Annotated in this window: 9 protein-coding genes and 2 pseudogenes; 7 read left to right on the top strand and 4 right to left on the bottom strand. The window is 60.1% G+C overall.

The genetic code is table 11. The features are described 5' to 3' along the window. Positions 1 to 37 precede the first annotated feature (37 nt). From BPNPMPFG_RS40575 to BPNPMPFG_RS40555, 5 genes and pseudogenes are all read left to right on the top strand, one after another. Positions 38 to 643 (top strand): nuclear transport factor 2 family protein, encoded by a 606-nt coding sequence (locus tag BPNPMPFG_RS40575; RefSeq protein WP_258598562.1) that lies wholly within the window; start codon positions 38 to 40, stop codon positions 641 to 643. Between the two features lie 334 nt (positions 644 to 977). Further along, positions 978 to 2855: an SDR family oxidoreductase gene (locus tag BPNPMPFG_RS40570; protein WP_258598561.1), complete on the top strand. Its 1878-nt coding sequence runs from the start codon at positions 978 to 980 to the stop codon at positions 2853 to 2855. A gap of 32 nt (positions 2856 to 2887) precedes the next feature. Continuing rightward, entirely contained in the window at positions 2888 to 3940 is a 1053-nt protein-coding gene (locus BPNPMPFG_RS40565; protein ID WP_258598560.1) for an LLM class flavin-dependent oxidoreductase, read from the top strand. A 297-nt stretch (positions 3941 to 4237) separates the two neighbouring features. After that, positions 4238 to 4534, top strand: a pseudogene (fdxB, locus tag BPNPMPFG_RS40560) (ferredoxin III, nif-specific); the annotation flags it as partial. Between the two features lie 21 nt (positions 4535 to 4555). Continuing rightward, the gene (locus BPNPMPFG_RS40555) at positions 4556 to 5176 is read left to right on the top strand and encodes a nitrogen fixation protein NifQ (protein ID WP_183455451.1); all 621 of its coding nucleotides are present in this window, start codon (positions 4556 to 4558) and stop codon (positions 5174 to 5176) included. 196 nt (positions 5177 to 5372) lie between these two features. Here BPNPMPFG_RS40555 and BPNPMPFG_RS40550 read toward each other — a convergent pair. From BPNPMPFG_RS40550 to BPNPMPFG_RS40540, 3 genes and pseudogenes are all read right to left on the bottom strand, one after another. Beyond that, positions 5373 to 6712 (bottom strand): annotated as a pseudogene (locus BPNPMPFG_RS40550) (IS1380 family transposase). A 106-nt stretch (positions 6713 to 6818) separates the two neighbouring features. Beyond that, a complete protein-coding gene (gene rpoN / locus BPNPMPFG_RS40545) occupies positions 6819 to 8282 on the bottom strand; it encodes an RNA polymerase factor sigma-54 (RefSeq protein WP_258598559.1) in 1464 nt (487 codons plus the stop codon). Positions 8283 to 8355: 73 nt separating this feature from the next. After that, entirely contained in the window at positions 8356 to 8889 is a 534-nt protein-coding gene (locus BPNPMPFG_RS40540; RefSeq protein WP_183455271.1) for a peroxiredoxin, read from the bottom strand. A 182-nt stretch (positions 8890 to 9071) separates the two neighbouring features. Here BPNPMPFG_RS40540 and BPNPMPFG_RS40535 point away from each other — a divergent pair, with 182 nt between their 5' ends. Continuing rightward, positions 9072 to 9197 carry a hypothetical protein gene (locus BPNPMPFG_RS40535; protein ID WP_258598557.1) on the top strand — a complete coding sequence of 42 codons (126 nt, stop codon included), beginning with the start codon at positions 9072 to 9074 and terminating at the stop codon, positions 9195 to 9197. A gap of 2118 nt (positions 9198 to 11315) precedes the next feature. Next, complete coding sequence (locus tag BPNPMPFG_RS40530; RefSeq protein WP_258598555.1) at positions 11316 to 12068, top strand: carbonic anhydrase; 753 nt, start codon at positions 11316 to 11318, stop codon at positions 12066 to 12068. A 285-nt stretch (positions 12069 to 12353) separates the two neighbouring features. Here BPNPMPFG_RS40530 and BPNPMPFG_RS40525 read toward each other — a convergent pair whose 3' ends face one another. Then, a complete protein-coding gene (locus BPNPMPFG_RS40525) occupies positions 12354 to 12692 on the bottom strand; it encodes a hypothetical protein (RefSeq protein WP_258598554.1) in 339 nt (112 codons plus the stop codon). Positions 12693 to 12732 lie beyond the last annotated feature (40 nt).

Below are 12732 nucleotides of genomic sequence, written 5' to 3'. Positions count from 1 at the left end.
CGAACCTCTTCCGATCACAGGATTTGCGACAAAGACGATGGACCAGGGAAAAATTACCGAACTACTCGACCGTGAAGCGATCCGCGACTGCCTCTATCGGTACTGCCGCGGGATAGATCGCGCGGACGAGGCGGCGTTGCGCAGCGCGTACTGGCTCGATGCGCATGACAATCACGGCGCCTATTGCGGCTCGGCAGAGGGCTTCATCCGGTTTGCGCTCGGGGTCTTCCAGACCGGGCCTCGCAACATCCATCAGATCACGAACATCCTGATCGAATTCATCACCCCGACAGAAGCCGCGGTCGAGAGCTATTTCACCGCGCTGCAACGCGGACCGGACAAACACGGAGAAGTACGCCAGACGCTCCTCTGCGGGCGCTACTGCGATCTGTTTCAGAAAAGGGAAGGGGAGTGGCGGATTGCCGAACGGACGGTGGTCTACGATTGGCTCGAGGAGCAGATCCCAGCAGCGATCCCTGAGGCAGAACGGTTCGGGTCGCGGCAGCCTATCGGCGCACCTCATCCGGATGACCCAGTCTACGCGCTTGAGAAGCATCGCATCCTCCTCGCCATCAGGCCTGCAGAGGTTCCGAACGGAGACAAAAGCTATGATGATTTTGCAATGGCACAGCGATCCGGGTGAGAGCCTGCCCGGTAAAGACGTAGCCGAGAGGATTGTCTTTCTGCCCCGTAGCGGCGTGACCGCAACAGCGGTCTGCTCTGTCGCTGATAAATTTGCTGACGCAAGAACGGGACTCGGTTGCGCGGCAGTCTCCGACCCCAAGCTCAGACCGGAGGACCGGTTCGCAGAGGCAAGTGGCTTACCTGGATCCAGATCGCCTCTCATCAAAGGGTCCGTCGCCAGCTTCGCCGGCCAACTGGCCATCACCAGGACGTGCTGCTTTGCCGCAACGGATCATTTGGCCGCCCAATATTGATGGGGTGACATCGCTGAGGCTCGGCGCGGAGAAGTTCTTATGAAGCGGGCAGGACGCATCGTCATCATTACAGGCGCCGCGGGCGGGATCGGCCGGGCCCTGGTCGATATCCTTGCCCGGGGTGGAGACACTGTTGTTGCGGTGGACCTTCCGGGCAGCGGCGTGGTTGAACTGGCCCGTGGCCTCGGCGACCCGCATCTTGGTCTCGAATGCGACGTCTCGCGAGACGTGGAAGTCCTCGCCCTTTATGGCCGGGTCGAAGCGCAGTTCGCTCAGATCGACGTTCTCATCAACAACGCGGCCATCGGACCGACCATGACTGCGACTGTCGACACGGCAGCCGATGCCTTCCGGCGCGGCTTGGCAGTAAACCTGATTGGGCCGTTTGCCATGGCCCGCGAAGCGGCGGGGCGGATGAAGCCGGACGGCGCCATCGTCAACGTCGCTTCGCTTTCGGGGATGGTCGGCAGTCCCAGGCGCAATGCCTACGCAGCCTCGAAAGCGGGCCTGATCTCGTTGACGAAGTCGCTTGCATGCGAATGGGCTTCGCGCGGCATACGCGTGACGGCGGTTGCGCCAGGCTATGTGCGCACGCCGATGGTCGCAGAACTGGAACGCGCGGGTAAAATGGACCTTGCGGCGGTACGCCGCCGCGTGCCGATGGGGCGCATGGCTCGACCCGACGAGATCGCCCGGGCCGTGCGTTTTCTGACCAGCGTTGAGGCGCGCTACATCACCGGATCGGTGCTGGTGGTCGACGGCGGCTGGACGTCATTCAACCAGCCGGGGGACGCGCACCCGGCGGTGGAGGGGACGCCCAGATCCGAGCTCTCTTCTGAGAGCGAACGAACCGATGCGCGAATCGTGCTCGTCACGGGTGGCGCGAACGGCATAGGCGCCGCCATAGTTCGCCGTTTTGCAACGACCGGCGATACCGTCGTGATTGCTGATAAAGATCGCGCTGCCGCTACTGTACTCGCTGGATCGCTCGGCGGAAAGAACCTGGCGAAATTCGTGGATGTGGCCATCGAGAGCGAGGTGGTGGCGCTGTTCGAGGAGATGAGGGGACGCTTCGGGCGCATCGACATCCTCGTCTACGGTGCTGCTATTGCCGACACCTTTGTGGCGGGCATCGAACAAATGCCGGCAGAAATCGACCCGGTCCTAGATGTCAATCTCACCGGCGCCTTCACTTGCGCGCGTGAGGCGGCCAAAGCGATGCGCCCCGGCGGCGTGATCCTCAATCTCGGATCGATCAACAGCTTTCTGCCCTTTGCGCCGCGCCATGCCTACGGCGCCTCGAAAGCGGGGATGGACATGCTGACCCGATGCATGGCGGCCGAACTCGGGCCGGTCGGCATTCGGACAGCCACCGTCGCTCCCGGTTACATCCGCACGCCTGCACTTGCTCAGTTGGTGAAGGCCGGCCGCATCGACTCAACAGCGATCGCACGACGAATTCCGATGGGCATGATGGGACGGCCGGAAGACGTCGCAGACGCGGCGTTTTTCCTCGCTTCGTCGGACGCCTCATACATCAACGGCTCGATCCTCTATGTGGACGGCGGCTGGACCTCGTTCGGCGATGCGGAAACGCCAGCGAATTCTATGCCGAATATTTTGCGGAGGACGCGGGTTGATTATCGCCATTCGCCAGGCGACGGCTGCGGCTCGTCGAAGCCGACGACATCCAAGGCTTCAATCTCCGCCCGCGCCGCGCCCGCAGCGCTGTCTACGATCGAAGATGTTCGGCGGCGACGAACACGTCCGCATCGCGGTCGAAGCAGTTCCAACCGCTCGCGGGCGCGCGTGCAACCGCAGAATGCGAGCGGTTTGCCGCAAGACTATGCCGCCGCCAAGCATCGGATCCACACCGTGGCCAACGCCTTCTGTGCGCATGCCGATCGCATCCCCTGATCTACCAATTCCCTCTGGAGACATGAAAGACCATGGAATTCGCAACCTTCATCCTGGCCGCCCAGCGCGGCTATCATCAATCTTCCGACAGCGTCATCCGCAACTCAATCGAACAAGCCGTTCTTTCGGAGCAGGCTGGCTTCAACACCGCCTGGTTCGCCGAGCACCACTTCAACAATTACAGCCTTGTTCCGTCGCCCTTGATGATGGTGGCGCACTGCGCCGGCCTGACAAGCACCATTCGCCTCGGCACTGCCGTCTGCGTGTTGCCGCTCTATCACCCGCAGCGACTGCTTTCCGAGATCGGCTTCGCCGACGTCGTGGCGAACGGCCGTCTCGAGCTCGGAGTCGGCGTGGGATACCAGCAATTCGAGTTCGAACGCTTCGGCGTCAACATCGATGAGGCGCCGGCCATCTTTTCGGAATATCTGGACATCCTTCTGAAGGGCCTCAACCAAAATATCTTCGAGCACGATGGCCGGTATGAGAAGATACCCCCGACGGCGATTTCGGTGCCCACCGTCCAGAAGCCGACCCCGCCGATCTGGATCGCCGGCGGTCCCCCGCGCATGAGCCGGGCCTATCGCGAGGGACACAATTTCTTTGTCACAGCATTCCACAACGGCTTAGAGACTTTGAGCACGCTGCGCGAATCGATCGAGGAGGCGGCGGCTTCCGAAGGTAAGAATGTCACGGACGCCAAGATATCGCTGCTGCGTTGCTGCTATGCCAGCGACGACCAGGCAGAGATAAACAGCTATCTCGACAATGCCCGCTTCCAGCGCCGGCTGTCTGAAGCACTGCATCAGCGCCGCCAGCAGAGCCTGGAGGGCTATTTGCTGCAGGAAACGCCGACGCAGCAGGATCTGTCATTGGAGACTATGCGCGAGAACCTGCCGATCGGCAGCGTGAATCGCGTGATTGATCGCCTACTGGAAGAGATTGATATCCTGAAACCGGACCAGATCGCAATTCAGACCCAATTGGGGGATTTCGACCAAAAGACAATGCTGCGCCAGATCGAGCTCTGGGGAGACAAGATCATCCCGGCGGTCAACAAGTCCCTCCCTCAGGCGAGGGTTTGAAATCCGCAACGGCTTGAGCTTCCACCTCATCTGCTTGTCGTCTCGAAAGGGCAGAAGCGCGCGGACAAGGTAGGACGGAATCTCCAGGTCGCTTGTCGCGATGGGGTTGGGGGTAACCTATGTCGAGGATCAGTCAAACCAGTGCCTTGCCAGGCTATCCATCGCTGTGGCTCTGGTCTGCGGCCCGGAAGCGGTGTCACTATGCCGCTCGCATAGTGAGGATGCAGCTTCCGCATGTCCGCGGTACCCCGGGCGCTCAGCAGCTGCAAGAAAGCTCCATGCATTGGGGAACTCCCGATGAGCGCTTTCGTCACCCGCGACGCCTCCAGATGGGTGCCGCGATATCTGACCACTCTCGACGGCACGACCTGCATCGGCTTCGGCCGCTGCTTCAAGGTCTGCTCGCGCGCGCGGTGCACCTCCATAGCGTCGATCAGCGAGTGAATCCTCGGCGCCGGCGAGAGCGAACACCTCGACGCCGAGCTCAACCGCATGATCATGCTCGTCGACCAGGCCGGCCGCTGCATTGGCTGCGGAGCCCGCATTTACCCAAAGAACTGCCAGACGCATGTTGCGGCCGACAAGGTCGCGGCAGACGACCAGGAGAACGGCACCATGTTCGCTCATCACTATGGTTGGCTCTGCGCCCGCCAATGGCCGCGGATCGAGTTGAAGAGGGGGTTCGATCAGCATGTGCTTGCCTGTGTGCTTTCGTGTGCGCTCGAGGAGGTCGAGGCCGGCGAGGCGACGGCGACGGAGTCGACCGGCCTTTCGCGCGCAGAGCTGCGCGACGTGCTGACCCACAGTTTCCCCGCTACCGCGATAAACGCCTTCGCCTTGGACGAGCTATGCGACCCCAAGCCGGAAATGGAAGAAGAACTTCTGCACAGCCTGCTGCTGGCGCATGCCCGGCCGGGCGATCCGGCGAGCGCCTGCTTCGCTAAGATCGTCGCCCGGCGTGCCATGCGCAACAACCATCTCTGGCAGGATCTTGGCCTTCTCAATCGGGCCGAGCTCAGCCGCCTGCTTGCCACGCATTTTCCGACCTTGGCAGCCGGCAATACCCAAAACATGAAATGGAAGAAGTACTTCTACCGCAAACTCTGCGAGGCCGAAGGTTTTTCGCTATGCACCGCGCCCACTTGCCGGGAATGCAATGATTTCGAAAGCTGCTTCGGCCCCGAGCAAGGCGAAAGCCGCCTCGCACACATCAAGAACGGGATCGCTTTGGATTAAGCGCCGCTTTCGTCAGCGCTGCTAGCCGCCTTGATGCACGGCGATCGGCTTTCGGCGGCCTGCATCGGCGATCTGGCCGCCCTCGGGGTGCATTTTGATAAGCCTCGTCGGGCGCCGGCGATGATCCGTCGTGATGGCAGGCGGGGTTTGCAGGTTGCGGTCGGCGGGTTCGTTTCGGGGCGCCTGCGCCCCATCGTTATGTCGCGAGTTGGGGGATGCGATCGAGGACGATGCGCAGAATACGCTGGTCGGGGCAGGATGTCGGCAGGTGCAGGCGGATTTGCGTTTTCATCTCGACCACCCGCGCGGCGATTTTGATGAGGCGCAATCGCAGCGTGTCGAATTGGGCGACGGCAAAGCTCGAGCGTTTCGACATCGCAGCGCGCAGGCCCCACATCAGCCAGTAGGCGCCGGCATGCAGGAAGAGCCGGAACTGGTTGGCCGTCGCTCTTGTGCAGGATGTGCGGTCGGCACAAGATGCGTCTTCCAGGACTTGATGTGGTTCTCGGCCGCGCCGCGCCGGCAGTAGAGGTCCTCGTAGAGCGCCTTGGCCTTGCCACTGGCCAGATTGGTGACGATGAAGCGGGTGTCGGCTCCTTTGGCGCCGACCTCGACCCGCGCGATGATGCGCTCGACGCGGCTCCAACTGGCGGCGCCGTCAAAGAACTCCTTGAAGCGGCGGACCTTGTTCGATTTCGCCGACGCCTCAAAACGCGCCAGCGTGGTGGCTTCCAGATGCGCGACATGCTCGCGCAGCGTCGTGGTGGGCGCCACGCCGAGGATGAAGTCTACACCGTTGGCGCGGCACCAGCCAATGACCTGCGGACCGCAATAATGGCTGTCGGCCCGGATCAGGATCCGTGTGTTCGGCCAATTGCTCCGGATCGCCCGCACCAGGCGGCGCAGGTGGGGGCAGATCTCAGCCCCGCTCGCCCGCCTGGCCGGTCGCAGGATCGCGCTGACGAACCGGCCCGCACCGTCGAACACCACGATCGGCTGGAAGCCGTATTCGTCGTAATGCGCGTTGAACAGGCGCAATTGCTGGCCGCCATGTACGGCGTCAAACGTGTCGTCGATGTCGAGCACAATCCGCTTCGGCACCTGCCGGAAGGAAGCGCAATAGAGATCGACCATCGCCCGCCCCATCGCGACCAGCTCCCGCACGCCGGGCAGATTCTCCAGCCGGCACAGCGTCGATTGCGAGGCCAGATCCCGACCCGACGGCAGCGCATCCTGGGCCATCTTGAAGACCGGATCGGAGCGCAGCCGGTTGGCGTCGTTGCCATCCTCGTAGCCGGCGGCGATCATCTTCATGCGAAAGCCGATTATGTCGGCCAAGCTGTGGGCGGTCTGGTCCGGGCAGCGCGGATCATCGATGCAACGCGCCAGACGGTCGGCCACCCGCAGTCGTTTTTCCACCTCGGCCAGCGCCAGAACGCCGCTGTTGGACGACAGCATGCCGCCGTCGAAACGGGCGACGACGGACTTGCCGCCCACTGATGACAAACCGCTCAGCGGCAGGGTAAGATCATTCATGGCGGGTGTGGTCTCCGGGAAATGATTCGGATCGGCTTTAGCAACCAAATCCTACGTCATTTCAACGGCTTGCGCCACATCCGCCAACCACCCTGAATTTTTCGGGCTAGGCCGCGGAGCCTTGATCGCCCTCTAGCCATAAGCGCTTTTCCCGTCGCCGTTGCACAGAGGAGGGGATGTTCATCGCTTCGCGATATTTTGTGACGGTGCGGCGTGCAACATCGATGCCGGTTTCCTTGAGCCGGACAGCGATATCATCGTCGGAAAGCACGTCAGCAAGCGATTCTCCGGCGATTATCGCTTTGATCCGATGGCGCACAGCTTCGGCGGAGTGCGCGTCGCCCCCTTCGCAGGAGGCGATCGCGACAGTGAAAAAGTACTTCAGCTCGAAAACACCGCGTGGGGTAAGCATGTACTTGTTGGATGTCACCCGGCTTACCGTCGACTCGTGCACGTTGATCGCTTCAGCGACAGTCCTGAGATTGAGAGGCTTCAGGTGGGAGACGCCATGTTCCAAAAAGGCCTCCTGCTGGCGCACGATTTCAGTCGCAACCTTAAGAATCGTGTTGGCGCGCTGATCGAGGCTGCGGATTAACCAGTTCGCGTTTTGCAAGCATTCGTGGAGAAATGCTTGATCTTTCGAATTTTGGACGGCCGCGCGCGAGACTTCGGCGAAGTAGGTATGGTTGATCAGCAGCTTGGGTAGCGTGTTCGGATCAAGTTCGATTTGCCACCCACCGCCAGGCGAGGGCATGACCCAGACTTCAGGCATGACGCATTCCGGCCCTCCGGTGTGGAACTGATTTCCAGGCTTGGGGTCGAGAGCACGGATTTCATGCAACATGTCGAGAAGGTCTTCTTCATCGACGCCGCAATGCTGCTTCAATGCCTGAAAATCGCGTCGCGCAAGCATCTCAAGGTTGGCAACCAACGCTGCCATCGCCGGGTCGAACCGGTCTCGTTGGCGCAACTGGATCTCAAGGCATTCGCTGAGAGTTCGCGCAAAAAGTCCCGGTGGATCAAAGTGCTGCAAGATTCCGAGCACCCGTTCCACATCGTCCGCCCGGACGTTTAGGCTGCTGGCCAGTTCCACAAGGCTTACCTGAAGATAGCCAGTATCTTCCAGGTGAGCGGCAAGCTGGCCAGCAATCAGCCTCTCCTGCGATGTGAACGCAGTGAGGGCGATCTGACGCGCGACGTGGTCGTGCAATGTTTCGGCGGAGACGGAAAACTTGTCGACTGCATTGCCCGCGCCCGGCGGGGCGTTGGCTGTGTTGCCGGTCGATTTCGATTGCATGAACCTTTCCGGGGCCTCGGCACTGGTCGGCTTGTCAAAGTCCTTTTCACGTGCGCCGATGTCGGGATCCTCTCCCGGAATCGACCAATCATCTCCAGACGGCCCTTCCTCGCTTGGCGCCAACTCCAAAAGCGGGTTCTTTGCGATTTCCTGCCCCACGTACTGATGCAGCTCGGTATGCGCCAGTTGCAGCAATCGGATCGACTCAATCAGTTGAGGCGACGCAATCATAGATTGCTTCTGACGCTGAAGCAGGCTTGCTGAGGATTGCATGGTGGGCGCGACTCCTGTCGAGCGTGGCTCTGGCGGTGGCCAATGGGATCTGCGAGGCTTTGACGCCGCTAGGTCATGCGGCAGCCTTGAGGGTTTCAAGAACGTTCTGCGGGGATGATACGCCATAGGGGTCGGCCTCGCAGTTGTCGGAGAAACCATCCTCCTCAAACCACTGCTCCACCACGCCATTGTTGATAAGGGCGGCGTAGCGCCAAGAGCGCATACCGAAGCCGAGATTGTCCTTGGCAACCAGCATGCCCATTTTGCGCGTAAACTCGCCCGATCCATCCGGGATGAGCCGCACCTTCTGCAGGCCCAAGGATTTCCCCCACGCATTCATGACGAAGGCATCGTTGACGGAAAGGCAGTAGATGGCTTCAATTCCCTCCTTCTCAAACTCGTCATAGAGGGCTTCGAATTTGGGCAGTTGGTAGGTCGAGCAGGTCGGCGTGAAGGCGCCAGGTAGCGAGAACAGGATGACGCGCTTGCCGGCAAAGTAGTCGTCGGATGTCTTTTCTTCCCAGCGATATGGATTGGGCCCCTGAACTGACTCATCGCGCACACGCGTGAGAAAGGTGACGAAGGGAACCCTCTTGTGGACCGTCATCCGCTTGCTCCTTTAAATGAAAACTTGTGCACGCCTTCTGGGCGTGCCGACATTTGTCGGCCTCGGCGCCCCAGGCACGAGATAAGGCCTTGCGGTTCCCGACCCGCTTTGATTCTCGTGGGATGGGAGCATCTTGGCTTCTGGTCTTCATCACCCGAACGACGTCGACATAGGTGATCTTGGTGGCATCGGGCGGCGCCGACAGCCTTTTGCGGCGATCGCCTGAAGGGGACATCGACGACCCGCTGCTCGTCATCGAGGAAACAGGCGTGGTGATCAGAAGGGGCAGTTTCGAAATAGGGCTGTGACGCGCCAACTGTTGGGTTGCGAGAGAGCCCCGATTTCGGAGTACCGAAGGTGGTTGGCAGTGACGCGCCGACGTCAGCTTGGGCATCCCTTTTTGGGAGTTCTTTGACACTCACACATTGATCAGGACCGGCCAGCAATTGGGGGAGCGCCATGAATTGGCGCGTCGGTCCCAGAACAGCCATGCGCAAGACAGCTACCGAGCACGGAGGTCTGGAAGGGATGATACGTCGATGTATAGCCGGAATGGGCATAGTTTCCTCAGGCGCTTGCATGCAGCTTCGCGTGTAGGCCATGGTTCGTTCGTGGCTTTCATATGTGCTGGATGCGTTCTAGGGACTACATCGCAAGCGCCATGCCATTTGACTTGAAGCAGGGGTTCACTGCTTCGCAGGCAACCGTTCGGCGCGAGCAGGAGCGGGGCGGGCCTTTAGTCGCTTACTCGCCCCTCAGCAAAGGTACTGAGCTCGACCAGGTCACCGTATCAGCGTTCCCTGGATCGAAGTGGTATCGATCGGCTATGTCGTAAAGCTCGGAAATCCGCGGGCTCGCAAGACAGGCAGTTTGCGGTGGGCGTCCAATCACACCCCGAAGGTCGCACTACGGGCGCGTACTGTCAGGCGGTCACAACTTCCGCTCTGGCTCAGGTGGCTGCCGCGTTCGTTCAGGGCAGGTCGGTCAGTTTGCGCGACTGAGGTGGGGGTGAGGTGAGGTATCCACCAGCAAACCATGTTGTGTCTGAGACTGCACGAGAATGTCGAAAGCCCGACGAAATCGTGACCTGGCCGGGCCGCGCGCACGGAGAAGTGGTGCAGCATCATCGGCGCAAGTCCGGCACGCAACTTGCTTCGATAATTCTGCCTGTCGGCCGTGCGTCGCGGAGGGCCCAAGCTGCTTGAATTCGCGACCGATCTCATCTGCGCTCGTGGCGGGTGGACTGCCCCCGCAACAGCCGCCTCCGGCGGGACTGTACAACTACTGGTAACCGCGACTGTGTGATCAGCAGTGCGATCTCAATCCGGTGCATGAACACTGACCTCCGAGATAAACCAGATGGCGACCAGACCGGTTTCAGACCATGTTGGGTTCGAAGTAGCGATGGACCCCAACCTGTTTATGTCGCCCGGCATGCCACAGACGCGCAGAAACGCAACTGGTCGCCGGCGTCCCTGCCCGCCGCCGCCCGTCGCCTTTTTTGTTCGCCGTATAACACGCGATAACACGCGCCATGGTCGGGGTGACTAGATCATCACTTGCTCCAAAGAGACCGCGCGGGGTGCTGCAGAACACCGAAACCCATCTTCGCCTCCGCATCCGCCGGATCCTCGCTGCTCATCCGCCGCTGCCGCGGCATTGGTAAGCAGAAAGGCGAACGCGACATCAAGATATCCATCCCGTAAATGTGCGCCATCCAACCAATCGATTTTCCAAAGCTCCGCTGAGAAATATATGAAGGCGCTTGGTTTTGGTGGGCCGTATCACAAGTAGTATTTGGGATAACAATGGGTATTCGGGTAGCTCAAGTTCCCGAAACCCTCGGCAGCGAGGGTCACGACGTGCTCTTGGATTTCAAGGCAATGTCTGGAACGACGTTAGTCGAGGCGATGACGCCACCTTGGCTTGCGAGGGCAAGGATCAACCGGTCGCGAACAAGGCTGGGACGCACTCTCCCGTGACAACGGCCGCGACAAACCGCGTAGTTTCTGTGAGGAGAATGAGAAGTTCTACGATCCCGGCGAAAAAGTCCCCTACGCTGGTGACGGCTGCCGTGGGCGCTGTGTTCCAGTTCCACGATCGAATGTCGAAGCACTTTTGCCTCTGCCGCCGCGAATAGCGAGAACAATTCGCAAGATTGTACGCAACCCTAGATGGGGTACCGCCGCGAGTGTTATTGGTGTGCCACCACGTTCAGGTCTGCTCAATGTCAACCTGTAATCAGTTAGCCTAAAATCAGCGCGGTTGCGGAGTCGAAGCCGCCAGTCTGCTTCATGGACGGAAGCCAAGGCTTGCGCCAGGCGTCGCCCCGCACTTGACCACATGCGTCGCCCTATTGGCGATCAGGGGCCTGCTAGGACAGCGGCAATCGGAAACATCAGTTTGCATTAAGGAGCAAAAACAATATGCATCGTCGTAATCTGATTAAAGGGTTCGTCGCACTCGGAGCATGCCCGGTTTGCGTTCAAGCCGCGCATGCGGCCAGCACTCATTGGGGATATACAGGCCCGGACGGACCGGAGCACTGGGCCGATTTGGACAAGAAAAATTTCGCCTGCTCGGCAGGCACGCAGCAATCACCGATCAATATCAAGAGCGCAGTCAAGGCCGAGATTCCACATATCGCCATCGGTTGGGGAAAAGGCGGCGGCAACATGGTGAACAACGGTCACACCATCCAAATCAATATGCCGGAAGGCAGCACGCTGACTCGCGGGGATCGTGTCTACGAACTGGTACAGTTCCATTTTCATGCGCCGAGCGAACACCAGGTGGCGGGCAAGACCTTCCCGATGGAAGCGCATTTCGTTCATAAGGACACACAGAGCGGTGGTCTGGGTGTGCTGGGCGTCTTTTTGAGGCCGGGCGCGACAAATGTCAGCTTTGCCGGCCTTGCCGCGGCCTTTCCCGGAAAGTCAGGCGAGGAGATCGCGGTCGACGAGGTCGATCCCAACGGGCTCTTGCCGGCGTCGCTTGGCTACTGGACCTACGAGGGGTCATTGACGACACCGCCATGCACCGAAAACGTCGAGTGGATGGTGGCAATGGAGCCGGTCGACGTCGACCCCGCAGACATCGAGCGATTTACCTCACTCTACCCGTTGAACGCGCGGCCTATCCATTCACCTAATCGGCGCTTCATTCTAGGCCTCGGTTGAGTCGGCTCTGTTGCGGTTCCAACCAGCAAAGCTCAGCTAATGGCACGAGCTTTGAAACTTAAGTGCGAGTCGGCGAGAGCTGCCGACCCGCATCACTTCCAACCAGGAGAACGGCCTTGCCCTTTGGAACTTTTTATCGCGTCTGACGCGTCACTGGTCCTATGCAGTAACGCTCTAATTGTCTCGTCCAGCATTCCATCCGCAACAGTCTGCACAACGCTGCGGTTGTCTCAGTTTGCAATTTGAATGGCGGCAGTTTCGGGCGGCGCATATTCAGCTGGTCGTTTAGCCACCTTCACCGTTCACGATTATGACCGCACCCTCAAACTGGCAGGCTTCAATAGTCGCTTTCTCGATTGACCGGATATCGTGAACGTGAGGCAAAATCTCTTTTGCTGTGAGATCGGCCCGGCGGGCAGCACTAATGATCTGCTTATCGGGGAATCGTTCTCTAAACATTTTGGCCGTTGCAACTTGGTCTGAGTCTGCCGTGAGCAGATACCCGACCCGATCACAAACCTGCTGCCCGTTGGTTTGACATAATTTCCTTCTGGCACGTTCGATGCAGGGATATTCAGCCTTGACGGTCACCAAGCCGGTCGAAGGTCGGCGCATCATGGCCAAGGCGGGCGACTGCGCCGATTAAATACGGGAGGCTTGGAAG

The organism is Mesorhizobium sp. AR07 (assembly GCF_024746815.1).
GTDB lineage: Bacteria > Pseudomonadota > Alphaproteobacteria > Rhizobiales > Rhizobiaceae > Mesorhizobium.
Note: the sequence above shows the minus strand (reverse complement) of the source record. Positions and strands in the feature narration are given on the sequence as shown.

Coding starts and splice junctions, on each gene's coding strand:
- BPNPMPFG_RS40575 (WP_258598562.1), top strand. CDS start 38: ATGGACCAGGGAAAAATTACCGAACTACTCGACCGTGAAGCGATCCGC.
- BPNPMPFG_RS40570 (WP_258598561.1), top strand. CDS start 978: ATGAAGCGGGCAGGACGCATCGTCATCATTACAGGCGCCGCGGGCGGG.
- BPNPMPFG_RS40565 (WP_258598560.1), top strand. CDS start 2,888: ATGGAATTCGCAACCTTCATCCTGGCCGCCCAGCGCGGCTATCATCAA.
- BPNPMPFG_RS40555 (WP_183455451.1), top strand. CDS start 4,556: ATGTTCGCTCATCACTATGGTTGGCTCTGCGCCCGCCAATGGCCGCGG.
- rpoN (WP_258598559.1), bottom strand. CDS start 8,282: ATGCAATCCTCAGCAAGCCTGCTTCAGCGTCAGAAGCAATCTATGATT.
- BPNPMPFG_RS40540 (WP_183455271.1), bottom strand. CDS start 8,889: ATGACGGTCCACAAGAGGGTTCCCTTCGTCACCTTTCTCACGCGTGTG.
- BPNPMPFG_RS40530 (WP_258598555.1), top strand. CDS start 11,316: ATGCATCGTCGTAATCTGATTAAAGGGTTCGTCGCACTCGGAGCATGC.